The 14,170-nt window shown below is 70.2% G+C and carries 14 protein-coding genes; 7 read left to right on the top strand and 7 right to left on the bottom strand.

Going from position 1 to position 14,170, the window contains the following annotated elements:
* Positions 1 to 3 precede the first annotated feature (3 nt).
* Positions 4 to 1,212, top strand: coding sequence for an MFS transporter (locus BXA03_RS12675; protein ID WP_076508137.1), 1,209 nt, complete (start codon positions 4 to 6; stop codon positions 1,210 to 1,212).
* 902 nt (positions 1,213 to 2,114) lie between these two features.
* Here the strand turns inward: BXA03_RS12675 and BXA03_RS12670 are convergent.
* The gene (locus tag BXA03_RS12670) at positions 2,115 to 3,575 is read right to left on the bottom strand and encodes an MFS transporter (RefSeq protein ID WP_076508135.1); all 1,461 of its coding nucleotides are present in this window, start codon (positions 3,573 to 3,575) and stop codon (positions 2,115 to 2,117) included.
* A gap of 121 nt (positions 3,576 to 3,696) precedes the next feature.
* Here BXA03_RS12670 and BXA03_RS12665 point away from each other — a divergent pair, with 121 nt between their 5' ends.
* Positions 3,697 to 3,933: a hypothetical protein gene (locus tag BXA03_RS12665; RefSeq protein WP_076508132.1), complete on the top strand. Its 237-nt coding sequence runs from the start codon at positions 3,697 to 3,699 to the stop codon at positions 3,931 to 3,933.
* The gene (locus tag BXA03_RS26865) at positions 3,930 to 4,100 is read left to right on the top strand and encodes a hypothetical protein (protein WP_159444717.1); all 171 of its coding nucleotides are present in this window, start codon (positions 3,930 to 3,932) and stop codon (positions 4,098 to 4,100) included. The genes BXA03_RS12665 and BXA03_RS26865 overlap by 4 nt, the downstream gene beginning before the upstream one ends.
* A gap of 64 nt (positions 4,101 to 4,164) precedes the next feature.
* Here BXA03_RS26865 and BXA03_RS12660 read toward each other — a convergent pair whose 3' ends face one another.
* The 5 genes from BXA03_RS12660 to BXA03_RS12640 all read right to left on the bottom strand — a co-directional run bounded on the left by BXA03_RS12660 (position 4,165) and on the right by BXA03_RS12640 (position 8,131).
* Positions 4,165 to 4,995 (bottom strand): urease accessory protein UreD, encoded by an 831-nt coding sequence (locus BXA03_RS12660; RefSeq protein WP_076508129.1) that lies wholly within the window; start codon positions 4,993 to 4,995, stop codon positions 4,165 to 4,167.
* Between the two features lie 13 nt (positions 4,996 to 5,008).
* Entirely contained in the window at positions 5,009 to 5,524 is a 516-nt protein-coding gene (locus BXA03_RS12655; protein ID WP_076508126.1) for a nucleoside deaminase, read from the bottom strand.
* A 179-nt stretch (positions 5,525 to 5,703) separates the two neighbouring features.
* Positions 5,704 to 5,973, bottom strand: coding sequence for a hypothetical protein (locus tag BXA03_RS12650; protein ID WP_076508123.1), 270 nt, complete (start codon positions 5,971 to 5,973; stop codon positions 5,704 to 5,706).
* A gap of 61 nt (positions 5,974 to 6,034) precedes the next feature.
* Positions 6,035 to 7,096 carry an isopenicillin N synthase family dioxygenase gene (locus BXA03_RS12645; protein WP_234983671.1) on the bottom strand — a complete coding sequence of 354 codons (1,062 nt, stop codon included), beginning with the start codon at positions 7,094 to 7,096 and terminating at the stop codon, positions 6,035 to 6,037.
* A 6-nt stretch (positions 7,097 to 7,102) separates the two neighbouring features.
* Positions 7,103 to 8,131, bottom strand: coding sequence for an ABC transporter substrate-binding protein (locus BXA03_RS12640; protein WP_234983670.1), 1,029 nt, complete (start codon positions 8,129 to 8,131; stop codon positions 7,103 to 7,105).
* A 534-nt stretch (positions 8,132 to 8,665) separates the two neighbouring features.
* Between BXA03_RS12640 and BXA03_RS12635 the strand changes: the two genes are divergently transcribed.
* A complete protein-coding gene (locus BXA03_RS12635) occupies positions 8,666 to 9,670 on the top strand; it encodes an isopenicillin N synthase family dioxygenase (protein ID WP_076508120.1) in 1,005 nt (334 codons plus the stop codon).
* Between the two features lie 156 nt (positions 9,671 to 9,826).
* Here BXA03_RS12635 and BXA03_RS12630 read toward each other — a convergent pair whose 3' ends face one another.
* A complete protein-coding gene (locus BXA03_RS12630; protein WP_076508118.1) occupies positions 9,827 to 10,516 on the bottom strand; it encodes a GntR family transcriptional regulator in 690 nt (229 codons plus the stop codon).
* Between the two features lie 103 nt (positions 10,517 to 10,619).
* Here BXA03_RS12630 and araD point away from each other — a divergent pair, with 103 nt between their 5' ends.
* From araD to BXA03_RS12615, 3 genes are all read left to right on the top strand, one after another.
* On the top strand, positions 10,620 to 12,350 hold the full coding sequence (gene araD / locus BXA03_RS12625; RefSeq protein WP_076508115.1) for an L-arabinonate dehydratase: 1,731 nt from the start codon (positions 10,620 to 10,622) through the stop codon (positions 12,348 to 12,350).
* A gap of 75 nt (positions 12,351 to 12,425) precedes the next feature.
* Positions 12,426 to 13,136: a ribonuclease activity regulator RraA gene (locus BXA03_RS12620; protein ID WP_076508112.1), complete on the top strand. Its 711-nt coding sequence runs from the start codon at positions 12,426 to 12,428 to the stop codon at positions 13,134 to 13,136.
* 44 nt (positions 13,137 to 13,180) lie between these two features.
* Positions 13,181 to 14,161, top strand: coding sequence for a Bug family tripartite tricarboxylate transporter substrate binding protein (locus BXA03_RS12615; RefSeq protein WP_076508110.1), 981 nt, complete (start codon positions 13,181 to 13,183; stop codon positions 14,159 to 14,161).
* The last annotated feature ends 9 nt before the right edge of the window (positions 14,162 to 14,170 follow it).

Below are 14,170 nucleotides of genomic sequence, written 5' to 3'. Positions count from 1 at the left end.
CCCATGACTTCCGCCGCTTCCCTCGCCGACGCCCAATCCGAACGCACGCTATTGCGGGCCGTGCTCGCCCTGGGCCTGGGCGGTTTCTCCATTGGCACGGGCGAGTTCGTGATCATGGGCCTGCTGCCCGAGGTGGCGCGCGACATCGGCACCAGCATTCCGCAGGCCGGCCACGCGATCAGCGCCTATGCGCTGGGCGTGGTGGTGGGCGCGCCGGTGCTGGCGGCGCTGGCCGCCGGCTGGCGCCGTCGCGTGCTGCTGATGGCGCTGATGGCCTTCTATGCCATCGGCAACATCGCCAGCGCCCTCGCGCCGGATTACCTGTCGCTGCTGGGCCTGCGCTTGTTGACCGGCCTGCCGCACGGCACCTACTTCGGCGTCGCGGCGTTGGTGGCGGCGGCCCTGGCACCGCCCGGGCAGCGGGCGCGGGCCGTGGGCCTGGTGATGCTGGGCCTGACCGGCGCCACGCTGGTGGGGGTGCCCATCGCAGCCTGGCTGGGCCAGCATTTCGGCTGGCGCGCGGCCTTCGTCTTCGTGGGGCTCATCGCCGCCGCGGCGGTGCTGATGATCCGCCTGTGGGTGCCCGACATGGCGGCGGCGCAAGGGGCGAGCCCCATGCGCGAACTGGGCGCGCTGCGCCGGCGGCAGGTGTGGTTCACCCTGGGCATCGCGGCCATCGGCTTCGGCGGCATGTTCTGCGTCTTCAGCTACGTCAAGCCCACGCTGACCGAGGTGGCCGGCCTGTCGGTGGGCCGCGTGCCGCTGGTGCTGGCGCTGTTCGGCGTCGGCATGGTGGCAGGCAACCTGGTCGGCTCGCGCCTGGCCGACCGGGCGCTGATGCCGACCATCGGCGGCATCCTGGCCTATGCGGCGGTGGTGCTGGCGGCCTTCTCGGTCACGGCCCACCACCCGGTGGCGGCGTCGATCAACATCCTGCTGGTGGGCACGCTGGTAGCCATCGGGCCGGCGCTGCAGATCCGGCTGATGGACGTCGCCGGCGACGCCCAGACCCTGGCCGCGGCCCTGAACCATTCGGCCTTCAACATGGCCAATGCCTTGGGCGCGTGGCTGGGCGGCGTGGCCATCGACGCGGGGCTTGGATGGACCTCCACGGGTTGGGTGGGGGCACTGCTGGCGCTGGCCGGACTGGCGCTGTTCGCGGCGGCCATGGCGGATGGGCGTCGCACGTCGCGAGGGGCTCGGCTGGCTTGAGTTCGTAGTCTTCGGCGGGTGCTTCTTTACGCTGGCGGCTTGGTCTGGCAGACCTGATTGGCTGACGAGTGGCGGGGCCGCTAACCGGCGGAGGGCGCCGGCATGCGTGCTCCCGGTGCACGCTCGCGCTGACCGGCTTGTTGCACGACACGGGTGCTCGCCCTCCACCGACGTGCTTGCCGCACTGCACGGCGCCGCGAATGGCACCTCCGCACGCACACCGGCACCCTCCGCCTGGACGCTGCGCCCGAACGGCCGGGTTCGGCCGCACGGGTCCTTACTCCGTTCGCCCTGAGCCTGTCGAAGGGCAGAGCGGCGCGCTGGGTATATGAGCGGCGCTCCTGAGCCGCCTCCGTGCAACCGCTAGGGGAGGGGCTTCGACAGGCTCAGCCCGAACGGGTTGGGATTGACTGGCCGGTATTAGCTCCTGCGCCCGAAGGGTCCAGAACACCCGAAGACCCAACAACGCCAAAGATCCAATCGTGCCAACGGCCCAACGGCCCAACGGCCCAAAGGCCCAAAGGCCCAACGGCCCAACGGCGCCAAAGACCCAGGGCCCGAAAAACGGGAGGGCTCGCGCGCAGCGTCGAGGCGGAGGGTGCCGGTGTGCGTGCGGAGGTGCCATTCGCGGCGCCGTGCAGTGCGGCAGGCGCGTCGGTGGAGAGCGGGCACCCACGTTGTGCAACAAGCCGGTCAGCGCGAGCGTGCACCGGGAGCGCGCATGCCGGCACCCTCTGCCGGGTTACCGCCCCGACGACCTGTGAACCCATGCTTTCAGAGCGCCCCGACGACCTGCGGACCCAGGCCTATAGAGCGCCGCGACAACTTGCGAAACCCGTGCCTTCAGATCGTCCATACGACTGGCAACAGTACACCCGGACTGCCCCACCCATCCGACCGGCTCAGGACCCCCGCCGTGCCCCTTCCATCGGCGGCGCGATCTCCTCCAGCGTGCGGCGCTCCGCATCCACGCCCCAGCGCAGCGCCGCCAGTCCCGCAGCGATGACCAAGGCCGCGCCGATGCCGTAGCCGATGGCCACCGCCCCGCGACTGCCCGTCTCGATCAGCGCCCCGAAGAGCCAGGGCGCCACGAAGCCGCCCGCACCCGTGCCCAGCGCGTAGAAGAGCGCAATGGCAATGGCCCGCATCTCCAGCGGAAACACCTCGCTCACCGTCAGGTAGGCCGAACTCGCCGCCGCAGAGGCCAGGAAGAACACCGCCGACCACGCCAGCGCCTGCGTCAACGCATCCAGCCAGCCCGCCATGAAGGCCACGCCCGTCAGCGCGAGGCCCACCCCAGCGCCCGCATAGGTGAGGGCGATCATCCGCCGCCGGCCCACGCTGTCGAACAGCGGCCCCAGCAGCAGCGGCCCGAGCACATTGCCCAGCGCGAAGGGGAAGATGTAGAGGGCCACCCGCGATGCATCCACGCCATGGAAGCGCGTCAGCACCAGCGCATAGGTGAAGAAGATCGCGTTGTAGAAGAAGGCCTGCGACAGCATCAGCCCTAGCGCCACCGCGCTGCGCTGGCGGTAGTGCACCAGCAGCACGCGCGCCACCTCGCGCAGGGTGGGGCTGGGACGATGACCCACCGGCGGGTGGATGGCGGGCGGCGGCAGTGGGCCGTGTTCGCGGGCCACCTGGGCCTCGATGTCGGCCAGGATGCGCTCGGCCTCGTCCGCGCGGCCGTGGGCGGCCAGCCAGCGCGGGCTCTCGGGCACATGGCGACGGATCAGCACGATGGCCAGCGCCAGCACAGCGCCCAGCCCGAAGCCCACCCGCCAGCCCCACACCGGCCCGAACACCCGCGGGTCGAGCACCACCAGCGCCAGCCCCGCACCCAGTGCAGCGCCAAGCCAGAAGCTGCCATTGATCGCCAGGTTGACCCGCCCCCGCACCCGCGCCGGCACCAGCTCGTCGATCGCGGAGTTGATCGCCGCGTATTCGCCACCGATGCCCAGGCCGGTGAAGAAGCGGCAGACCGCGAAGATCGCGAAGGTGGGCGAGAAGGCCGTGGCGAAGGTTGCCGCCGCATAGACGGCAAGCGTGAGCATGAAGAGCTTCTTGCGGCCGAGCCGGTCGGTCATGCGGCCGAAGACCAGCGCACCGGTCACCGCGCCAGCCACGTAGAGCGAGCCCGACAGGCCCACCTGCGCGGCCGTGAGGCCCAGGGTGTCGCCCCGCTCGAGCACGCCGCCGATGGAGCCGACCATCGTCACCTCCAGTCCGTCGAGCACCCAGGCGATGCCCAGCGCGATCACGACGCGCCAATGCCAGCGCGACCAGGGCAGGCGGTCGAGGCGGGCGGGGATGTCGGCGCCGGCAGACGGCGAAGACGAGGCAGGTGCGGCGAGGGTCGTCATGGCGTTCCGATCTGTGGTCACCCTAGCGCGGGCTGGCACGCGAAGGCGTCGGCCATCGCTGACAGGCGATGTGGCGAATGGACGTAGATGGGCGCGGCCGGCAGGCCGCAGCGTCGCGTCGATGACCCAATCCCAAGATCCTTCCCAGCACACCGCCGCGCCAGCCGCGGCGCCTGGCTCGTCGTCGCAGGGCGAAACCTCGCACAAGGACAAGGCGCCGCCGGGCGGCGCCTACAAGGACGAGCCTGAAGTCACGCAGGAGGAATCGGTGCCGCTCGACGGCAAGGACCCCGTGGGCGAAAAGATGATGGAGAAGCTGGGGGCCGAGCGCCGCCAGCAGCAGGAGGAGGGGCAATGAGTCCGCAGCCGAGCGTGACGGCCGCCAACCCGGTGCCGATCGTCGAGCCGCCACCTCCGACGCCCGTGCCGCCGCTGACGGAGCCTGGCTTGCCGGGCACCGAGCCTGCGCCGCCCCTGCCACCCTCTCCTTCGCCAGAGCCGCTACCGGCGCCCTTTCCCGCCTGAGCAGCCGCGACAGCGGCGGCACCGCACTCGTCTGCCGTGGGTGCAGGGGTTGCGCCGGTCGCCCTCAGGTCGACCAGATGCGCGGCATCGGCGCGTCAAGCCGCCAGAGCTCACGTCGCCAGTCGGTCCAGATCGCGCGCAACAGCTGCATCGCGGGCTCGACCACGGGCGCAAGCACCCGCACCACGACGACGGAAGGCTGGGGGCTTGTGGCCCCCGCCGTCTCGCTCAGGGCATGGCTGTCGAGTTGCGCACGGGCGATCTCCAGCAACGCTTCGCGCCGGTCGCGGGCGATCGGGGATCCGGCCACATAGAACAGGGATGCAAGGCAGCGTCGGCCTGCCAGGCCCAAGGCGCCATCCAGCAGCGGCGCGTCCGAGGCCTCGATGCGTCCACGCTCCAGCCACACGCCAGGCACTTCGAGGTGCTGCTGCAGGCTCCCTGCCACGAAGGGCTGGCTCGCATGGGGCAGGCCCAGTGCGGTCACATCCCAGCCCAACAGCTCCCCGCCGGGCGCCACTTGGAGCTGCAGGCGGTTGTGTGCATTGCAGCCGCTGTAGCACAGCGCTTCCAGGGGCAGCCATTCGAGCCGCGCCCCGGCCTGCACCTGCAGCTGGGTCTGCTGCACTGCGGGCTCGCCTTCGCTGCGGTAGAAGCGGGAGGCACCGGGCGTGGTGACCAGCCCGTGGCTGCCGGCAGCGGCCGTCACGCGGATGTCGAGTGTGTCGCCGCCGACGAGGCCGCCCGGGGGGTGTACGAGCACGTTGTGGCAGATCGCATCGCCTTCGGGATACAGGCTCTGCAGGATGCGCAAGGGGCCGTCATGGCGGAAGCGCGCCACGCTGCGGCCCTCCCGCGTCGTGTAGTCGATGGAAAGTCTTGCGTGCCAGGGCATCGGATACGGTGTCTCACGCCTTCCATGCGCCGACGTGCGCCGCACCGGCCTCGTCGATCAGGGCCGGGCCGATGCAGTCGATGGCATGTGGAGAGGCGCGGAATACGTCCCTGCAGGACAGCTCGGCATCCCGCTGATCGGCGCGCTCGCCGCGGAAGTCGCGCAGCCGCTCGGCGTCGATGCCGAACACCACCCGGCCAATGCCCGACCAGAAGATGGCACCGGCGCACATGACGCAGGGCTCGGCCGAGGAATAGATCGTGGCCTCGGCCAGCAGATCGCGTCCAAGGCCCAGGCCCGCCAGTTTGCGGATGGCGTTGGTCTCGGCGTGGCCGGTGACGTCGCCGGTTTCGCCGCTGTTGCAGTAGTCCTCGCTCAGCACGCGGTTGTCCGCCGAGACGATGACGGCGCCGAAAGGACGGTTGCCGCGGCGGCGGCTGGCATGCGACCAGCCGATGGCCTTGCGAAGGTAGCGTCCGTCGCGCTCGTCGAGCACGACTTCCGCAGGAAGCAGCGATGAGGAAGGCATGAGCAATGCGGCGGCGTGGGAGCAGCCGCAGAAGGAAAGGTCGGCGCGGAGCGGCCGGGGAGGGCGATTCTGCAGGAGGCATGCCAGCCGTGCGCGGGCCCGGTGGAGGTCGGCAGGCCGCGAGGGCACGAAGACGAAATGCGAGGGGCGCAGCCAATGCGCCGCAGCGGACGGCGCCCTCAGGCGTCGAAGTCGGACAGGCGCTCCTGGCGGTGCAGCGGCTGCTCGGGCGGCAAGGTGGCCTGCCGCAGGCTGCGCAGCCCCAGTTCGGTGATGCCGAAGACCACCGCTTCGCGCGCCGATCCTGGTCCGAAGGGGCCCGCGGCCGGAACACTGGCCGTGATCAGCTGCGCCGCCTTCAACAACAGCACGTGGTCCACTTCGGCCGTCTGGCGCACGGCCAGCGGAAAGCGTTCGTTCTGGATGCGAGCCAGGTATTCGAGCGACATCGCCACCTCCTGTGCGAAACGCCATTGTGTGATTTATTTCACAGTCGAGTATGACGGTACATCAAGGCCACGCGCTGACTGCGCCTACTCCATCCGGGTGGCGGTGGGGCTCCGGCGCGCGGTCAGGCTGAAGGCAGGTCACCGCTGCGGCCTGGCCGCCATAGGTGCGCCGGTACATCTCCACCAGATGCTCGCCAGCGGTGCAGGGCGCGAAGCGCGGCGTCTCGCCCACGGGCACGGTGCCGGGCACCGCCTCGATGCGGGCCAGGTAGTCGGGCTCGTAGAAGAAGGGGATCGAGTAGCGCGGCGCGCCGCCCGAATGCAGGTTGCGAACGCGATGTGGGTTGGAGTGATACAGGCCGTTGGTCCAGCGCGGAATCATGTCGCCCAGGTTGACCACGAAGCAGCCCTCGACGGGGGTGGCGGGCAGCCAGTCGCCGCCGGGCATCTGCACCTCCAGGCCGCCATGGCCGTCCTGCGCCAGGATCGTGATGGCGCCCCAGTCGGTGTGGGCCCCGGCGCCGAAGGTGCGCTCGTCCGCGCCTTCGGGATGCGCGGGGTAGCGGATCATGCGCAGCGTGACCATGGGGCTGTCGCTGGTGGCGTCGAACCAGGTCTCGGGGAGCTGCAGCGACAGCGCCATCAGCTGCATCAGCCGGCGCGACAGGGCCAGCATGGCCTGGATGTAGGCCTCGCAGCGGGCGGGCGCCTCGGGCACTTCGGCGGGCCACTGGTTGTGGCCGTAGGTCTGGTAGCCGGCGACCACATAGGGATGGTCGGCCGGGTAGGCCATGCCGCAGTAGAAGCTTTCCTTCAGGTCGGGCCGCGCCGCCGCGTCCAGCGTCTGCGCGCCCATCAGCTCGTAGCCGCGCATCGCGGGCGACTTGTGCATCTCCAGCGCCTCGCGAGTGGCCATGGGCACGTCGAGCAGCCGGCGCGCCAGCGCGAACTGGGCTCCCACCTGTTCGGCCGGCACGCCATGGTGGCGCACGTAGAAGAAGCCCGAGGCCATGGCGGCGGCGCGCATCTGCGCGGCCACCTCGGCGCTGCGCGGCCCGCCCAGGGCGAGCGCGCCGTCCAGGTCGATGACGGGGATGGTCACGGCGGCCTCGTACGCGTTCACGCCTTGTCAGGCCTTGAGCTTGCGGTCGGCGGTCGTGGGCAGGAAGCGGTCGCTCCAGATGTCGGCCACCGTGGGCGAGCTCTTCAGGCCGAAGGCGGCGACGGTTTCGTCGATGGTGGCCTGCAGGCGCTCGGGTGTCGCCGCACCCCAGCCGTGGGCCATGGTGCCCGGCGTCTTCATGCTGCCGTCGACGATCAGCTGCAGCCGTTCTTGCTCGATGGCCTCGTTGGCCAGCGGCTCGCGGGCCTTGATGGCGGCGGCACCGGCCTTGGTGTCGGCCATGGCCTCGATCCAGCCGCGCGTGGTGGCCCGGACGAAGGCCTTCATGGCCTCGGCGTTCTCCATGCTCTTCGCGTTGGCGACCAGGCCGTTGCCGTACGACTTCATGCCGTAGTCGGAGAAGCGGAACACGCGCACCTGCTCCGGTCCCATGCCGCGCAGCTTGAGGTTGAGCAGACCGGTGAAGTAGAAGTAGCCCGCGCCGTCGAAGTCGCCCTTGACGAAGCGGGTGTCGCCGATGTCGGGCGCCACGTTCTCCCACTTGACGCTGGCCGGATCGAAGCCCTGGGCCTTGGCGAAGGCCGGGAACAGCTTGCGCGATGCATTGAAGGGCTGGCCCAGCAGCGTCTTGCCCGCCAGGTCGGCAGGCTTCTGGATGGGGCCGTCCTTGCGCACCAGGATGGCGTTGGGGTTGAGGTCGTACTGGATGGCCACGGCCTTGAGGCCGGCCGTGGGGTTGTTGACATCGAACTCGACCATGGTGGCCAGGTCGGCCGAGGCGCAGTCGTAGGCGCCGCTGCCCACCAGGCTGATGGCGGCGGCCGAGCCGTTGCCGGTGTCGATGGCGACGTCCAGCCCGGCATCCTTGTAGTAGCCGCGCTGCTGCGCCAGCAGGAAGCCGGCGGCGGTGGCCTCGACCTTCCACCCCAGGTTGAATTTGAACTTCTGCAGGGAACCCTGGGCCCGCACGAAGGGCGTGGCGGCGAGCAGGGTGGCGGCGCCCGAGGCGGCCAGGAGGGAGCGGCGGTGCAGCATGGTGCGGTCTTCGAAAGGATGCGTTGGAAAGCCTCGCGGGCCGTGGGCCGGGCGCGGGGATGCCAGAGCAATTTCCGGGCGGCTCCGGGCGGGGCCGCTGAACGCTTCTACTCCTGCAAGGGTTTCAGCACGATCCATGCCGCGCGCGTCGCAACGCCTGCGTGCCCGCGCGGCCTGCGCTTGTGCACCACCCGCGCTCGCGTGTGGTGCGGCCATGGCGGCGGGCGCACCGCCCTGGTTGGTCACGCCCCGGCTTGGCGCAAGAGACCCTTGGTCGATCTCGGAAAGCGCACAAAACGCTTGCCGCGTCCCGGGGTGCGCCGCCCATAATCGCGGCCCAGAGAGTAGAAGCGTTCAGCAACGCCCGCCTGCCGTCCCGGCAGGTGTCAGCGGCCCGGGAATTGCTCTTGACGTCCTGCCCACGTGCACCGTGGCGCGGCGCGATCAGGATGCAACAGCAGCCCCGAAGCCCGCCCCCCATGGTCTCCGACGGACGGACATCTTTCCTTCCACCCACTCACGGAGAGCGCCACCATGACCGCCATCGCCACCACTGCCCCCGACTTCGCCCTTGCCGAGCTTGAAAAGGAATCGCGCATGGGCGCGATGGGTTCCGAGACCAACACGCGCGAGGTGCGCCGCATCAGCCTGGCCGACTTCGATGCCCGCCGCGCCGAGATCGCCGACCAGTTGTGGGACGCCGCCGTCGACGTCGGCTTCTTCCAGCTGGTGGACCATGGCGTCGACCTGGCCGACATCCGTGCCGCCTTCGCCGAGGCCGAGCGCTTCTTCGCGCTGCCCGATGCGGTGAAGGCCCAGTACCCGCTGGCCAACAATGCCGGCTGGGAGAGCAAGGCTCAGGTGCGGCCTTCCACCGGCACGGCAGACCAGAAGGAGAGCTACCAGATCACGCTGCCGCTGATGGCCCCGCTCTTTCCGACCGAGGCGGAGCTGCCCGGCTTCAAGGCCGCCATGCTGGCCTTCGAGCAGAAGAGCTGGGAGATCGGCATGAAGGTGCTGTCCTGCTTCGCGCTCAAGCTGGGCTTCGATACCGAGTTCTTCACCCGCGCGCACGACAAGTCCAGCGCCGAGTACCAGAGCACGCTGCGCCTGCTGCACTACTACGCCATCCCGCCCGAGGCGCAGGCCAACCTGGACCTGTGGCGCGCCGGTGCCCACACCGATTTCGACTGCCTGACCATCCTCTACCAGCGCCAGGGCCAGGGCGGCCTGCAGGTGTGCCCGGGCAAGGAGTTCGAGAAGCAGGAGTGGACCTCCATCCCGCCCGACGAGGACGTCATCACCTGCAACATCGGCGACATGCTCATGCGCTGGAGCGACGACCAGTTGCCCAGCAACTTCCACCGCGTGCGCAACCCGCTGCCGGGCGAGTACATGGGCCCGCGCTACAGCATCGCCTTCTTCTGCCAGGCCAACCGCGACGCGCTGATCGAGTCGCCTTCGGGCAAGTACCCGTCCATCACGGCGGGCGACTACCTCAAGCAGCGGATTGCGGCGAACTTCGGCAAGAAGTACTGAGCCTCGCCGTGCGGGCTGAGGGCCCGATGCGGGTCAGTCGACCCGTTCGCCCTGAGCTTGTCGAAGGGCCTTGAAGACCGATGCCCCGGCTTCGACAAGCTCAGCCCGAACGGTCGTTGACTCAGGGATCGGCAGGGGCTGAAGGTCGGACGGCGCTCAGGCCAGCACGTAGTCCGGGTACTGCCGACAGATTTCGTCCACCGCGCTGAGCGTGCCCGACAGGTGCGTGCGCAGCGCCTGCTGCGCGGCGGCCGGGTCGCCGGCTTCGATGGCGCGCACGATGGCGCGGTGGTCGCGCAGGATCGACTCGGTCTTGCCCGCCGTGGGCAGGTGCAGCCGGCGCAGCCGGTCCACATGGCCCGAGGCCTTGTTGACCAGCGTCCACAGGTCGGGCACCTCGGCGGCCTCGTACATCAGGCGGTGGAAGTCGCGGTCGGCGTCCACGAAGTCGCCGTAGCGCTGGGCCTTGGCCAGGGCCGACTGCTGCGTCACCGTGGCCTTCAGCCGCGCCAGCAGATCGGGCGGCGCGCTCGTCGCCAGCTGGTGCACCAGCTCCAGCTCGAGCGAGCGGCGCAGGAAGTGCGCCTGCCGCGCGGCCGCGATGTCGATGCGGCTGACCAGCGTGGCGTGCTGCGGAAACACATCCACCAGCCCTTCCTCGGCCAGGCGCAGCAGGGCCTCGCGCACCGGCGTCTGGCTCACGCCGAAATGGTCGGCCAGTTCCTGGCGCGCGAGCACCGAGCCGGGGGGAAGGTCGAGCGCGAGGATCGCGCTACGCAGCGTTTCGAGCACCTGCGGCGCGGCCAGGCGCGTGCGGTCGAGTCGGGTCTTGGACAGGGGAGCCATCAGCGCCTGGATTCTGGCATTTGACGCACTAATATATTAGTGTTTCAATGCATGTCGACCGCCGGATCGACGACCACCGGCGGCATCGGAGACACGCCCCCTCATGACCCGCCGCACCCCCGAGAGCCTGCGCAGCGCGCGCTGGTTCGCCCCCGACGACTTCCGCTCCTTCGGCCACCGCTCCCGCGTTCTGCAGATGGGCTATGGCTACGAGGACTGGATGGGCAAGCCCGTCATCGCCATCGTCAACACATGGAGCGATGCCAACCAGTGCCACAGCCACTTCAAGCAGCGGGTGGAGGACGTCAAGCGCGGCATCCTGCAGGCCGGTGGCTGGCCCTTGGAGCTGCCGGCCATCTCGCTGTCGGAGAGCATGGTCAAGCCCACCTCCATGCTCTACCGCAACTTCCTGGCGATGGAGACGGAGGAGCTGCTGCGCAGCCATCCGGTGGACGGCGCCGTGCTCATGGGCGGCTGCGACAAGACCACGCCCGGCCTGGTGATGGGCGCCACCAGCATGGGCCTGCCCTTCATCTACCTGCCCGCCGGCCCCATGCTGCGTGGCAACTGGAAGGGCCGCGTACTGGGCTCCGGCTCCGACGCCTTCAAGTACTGGGACGAACGCCGCGCCGGCCGCCTGGACGAGACCGCCTGGCGCGAGATGGAGGCCGGCATCGCCCGCAGCCACGGCACCTGCATGACCATGGGCACGGCCGCCACCATGATGGGCATCGCCGAAGCCGTGGGCCTCACGCTGCCGGGCGCGAGCAGCATTCCGGCCGCCGATGCCAACCACATCCGCATGAGCGCCGACTGCGGCCGCCGCATCGTCGAGATGGTGTGGGACGACCTCACGCCCGCGCGCCTGCTCAGCCGCGCCAGCTTCGAGAACGGCATCGCCTGCGCCATGGCCATGGGCTGCTCGACCAACGCCATCATCCATCTGATCGCCATGTCGCGCCGCGCCGGCCATCCGGTCAGCCTGGAGGACTTCGACGCCGCCAGCCGCCGTGTGCCGGTGATCGCCAACATCCGGCCCAGCGGCGACGCCTACCTGATGGAGGACTTCTATTACGCCGGTGGCCTGCGCGCCCTGCTGGAGGCGATCCGCGGCCACCTGCAGACCGAGGCGCTCACCGTCAACGGCCGCACGCTGGGCGAGAACATTGCCGGTGCCGAGGTGCACCACGCGGACGTGATCCGGCCGCTGGACAACCCCATCTATGCCGAGGGCGCGCTGGCCGTGCTGCGCGGCAACCTGGCGCCCGACGGCGTGGTCATCAAGCCCAGCGCCTGCGCGCCGCACCTGCTGCAGCACACCGGCCGCGCGCTGGTGTTCGACGACTATCCCTCGCTCAAGAAGGCGGTGGAAGACCCGGCGCTGGACGTCACCGCCGAAGACATCCTGGTGCTGCGCAATGCCGGCCCGCGCGGCGCCGGCATGCCCGAGTGGGGCATGCTGCCCATCCCCACCAAGCTGCTGCGCCAGGGCGTGAGCGACATGCTGCGGCTGTCGGATGCGCGCATGAGCGGCACCAGCTACGGCGGCTGCCTGCTGCACTGCTCGCCCGAGGCGGCCGTCGGTGGTCCGCTGGCGCTGGTGCAGACCGGCGACCGCATCAGCGTGGACGTGCCCGCGCGCCGCATCCACCTGCATGTGGACGATGAGGAACTCGCCCGCCGCCGCGCCGCCTGGGCCCCGCCGCCGGCGCGCTACGAGCGCGGCTATGGCTGGATGTTCGGCCGCCACATCAAGCAGGCCCACGAGGGCTGCGACTTCGACTTCCTCGAGACCAGCTTCGGCCAGCCCGTGCCGGAGCCCGACATCTTCTGAGCCCGGCCGGGCGCGCCCGCCTCGCGCGCCCGTGCCACCCGCACCGACTTCCTCTTCTTCCGACAGGAGCCCTTCGTGAAAGACAAGACCCGCGCGCTGCTGATGAAGGTCAGCACTGCCACGCTGTGCACCGCGCTGTTCAAGCGCGGGCTGCGCCACCAGATGATCCAAGACGTGCGTCCGCTCAACCCCGGCCTGCCCAACATGGTGGGCGAGGCCTTCACGCTGCGCTACATGCCGGCGCGCGAGGACCGCAACCGCATCGACGTCTTCCTCGACCGCAACCATCCGCAGCGCCAGGCCGTGGAGCAGTGCCCGCCCGGCGCCGTGCTGGTGATCGACAGCCGCAAGGATGCGCGCGCCGCCTCGGCCGGCGGCATCCTGGCCGCGCGGCTGATGAAGCGCGGTGTGGCCGGCGTGGTCACCGACGGCGGCTTTCGCGACAGCCCCGACATCGCGCGCTACGACATGCCGGCCTACCACCTGCGGCCCAGCGCCCCGACCAACCTGACGCTGCACGAGGCCATCGAGATCAACGGCCCCATCGGCTGCGGCGACGCCCCGGTGTTCCCGGGCGACGTGGTGGTGGGCGATGCCGAGGGCGTGGTCGTCATCCCGGCCCACCTGGCCGACGAGATCGCGGCCGAGGCCACCGAGATGACGGCCTTCGAGGACTTCGTGCAGGAGAAGGTGATGGAGGGCCGCTCCATCCTCGGCCTGTACCCGCCCACGGACGAGCAGAGCCGCAGCGACTTCGCCGCCTGGCGCGCCGAGCGCGGCCGCTGAGCCCCGCAGGCCCGCACCCATCGAACAACAACGGAGACCACACCATGACCATCAACCGCCGCCAGGCCCTGCAGGCCGGCATCGCCCTCACCTTGCCCAGCCTGGCCCTGGCCCAGGGCGAATGGCCCACCGCCAAGCCCATCACCTATGTGGTGCCCTTCACGCCGGGCGGCTCCACCGACATCGTCGGCCGCACCCTCGCGCAGAAGCTGGGCGAAGGCCTCAAGCAATCCGTGGTGGTGGACAACCGCCCCGGGCAGGCCGGCGGCATCGGCGCCGCCTACGTGGCCAAGGCCGCGCCCGACGGCTACACCCTGTTCGGCGGCACCATCAGCACGCATGCCATCAACGCCAGCCTGTACCGCAAGCTGCCCTACGACCCGGTGAAGGACTTCGAGCCGGTCTGCCTCACGGCCCGCCTGCCCAATGTGCTGATCGTCAACACGCAGCTGGGCGTCAACTCGGTGGCCGAGCTGGTGGCACTGCTCAAGAAAGACCCGTCCAAGCGCAACTTCGCCTCGTCCGGCGCGGGCACCTCCACGCACCTGGCGGGTGAGATGTTCGCGGACGCCATTGGCGTCAAGCTCACCCACGTGCCCTACAAGGGCACGCCGCCGGCCATGACCGACGTGGCCGCGGGCCTGGTGCCCTTCATGTTCGACCAGGTGACGGCGGCCCTGCCGCTGGTGCAGAGCGGCAAGCTCAAGCTGCTGGCCGTGACCACCGCCAAGCGCATCGCGCTGCAGCCGCAACTGCCCACCATGATCGAGGCCGGCCTGCCCGGCTTCGAGATGTCGTCCTGGCAGGCCGTGTATGCGCCCAAGGGCACGCCAAAGCCCATCGTGCAGCGCCTCAATGCCGAGATCGTGAAGGCTCTGCGCCAGCCCGACGTCAAGGACAAGCTCGAAGGCCAGCTGGCGATGGAGATCGTGGCGAGCTCGCCCGAGGAGCTGCGCGACTTCATGGCGCAGGAGATCCCGCGCTGGGCCGAACTGGTGAAGAAGTCCGGCGCGACCGCCGACTGAAAGGGCGCG

This window comes from Pseudacidovorax sp. RU35E (genome assembly GCF_900156165.1).
GTDB lineage: Bacteria > Pseudomonadota > Gammaproteobacteria > Burkholderiales > Burkholderiaceae_C > Xenophilus.
The sequence above is the reverse complement of the archived record's forward strand: the minus strand, read 5'-3'. Positions and strand labels throughout refer to the sequence as shown.

Bases quoted from the DNA above. Each gene is read 5' to 3' on its own strand.
- BXA03_RS12675 (WP_076508137.1), top strand. From the start codon at position 4: ATGACTTCCGCCGCTTCCCTCGCCGACGCCCAATCCGAACGCACGCTA.
- BXA03_RS12670 (WP_076508135.1), bottom strand. From the start codon at position 3,575: ATGACGACCCTCGCCGCACCTGCCTCGTCTTCGCCGTCTGCCGGCGCC.
- BXA03_RS12665 (WP_076508132.1), top strand. From the start codon at position 3,697: ATGACCCAATCCCAAGATCCTTCCCAGCACACCGCCGCGCCAGCCGCG.
- BXA03_RS26865 (WP_159444717.1), top strand. From the start codon at position 3,930: ATGAGTCCGCAGCCGAGCGTGACGGCCGCCAACCCGGTGCCGATCGTC.
- BXA03_RS12660 (WP_076508129.1), bottom strand. From the start codon at position 4,995: ATGCCCTGGCACGCAAGACTTTCCATCGACTACACGACGCGGGAGGGC.
- BXA03_RS12655 (WP_076508126.1), bottom strand. From the start codon at position 5,524: ATGCCTTCCTCATCGCTGCTTCCTGCGGAAGTCGTGCTCGACGAGCGC.
- BXA03_RS12650 (WP_076508123.1), bottom strand. From the start codon at position 5,973: ATGTCGCTCGAATACCTGGCTCGCATCCAGAACGAACGCTTTCCGCTG.
- BXA03_RS12640 (WP_234983670.1), bottom strand. From the start codon at position 8,131: ATGCTGCACCGCCGCTCCCTCCTGGCCGCCTCGGGCGCCGCCACCCTG.
- BXA03_RS12635 (WP_076508120.1), top strand. From the start codon at position 8,666: ATGACCGCCATCGCCACCACTGCCCCCGACTTCGCCCTTGCCGAGCTT.
- BXA03_RS12630 (WP_076508118.1), bottom strand. From the start codon at position 10,516: ATGGCTCCCCTGTCCAAGACCCGACTCGACCGCACGCGCCTGGCCGCG.
- araD (WP_076508115.1), top strand. From the start codon at position 10,620: ATGACCCGCCGCACCCCCGAGAGCCTGCGCAGCGCGCGCTGGTTCGCC.
- BXA03_RS12615 (WP_076508110.1), top strand. From the start codon at position 13,181: ATGACCATCAACCGCCGCCAGGCCCTGCAGGCCGGCATCGCCCTCACC.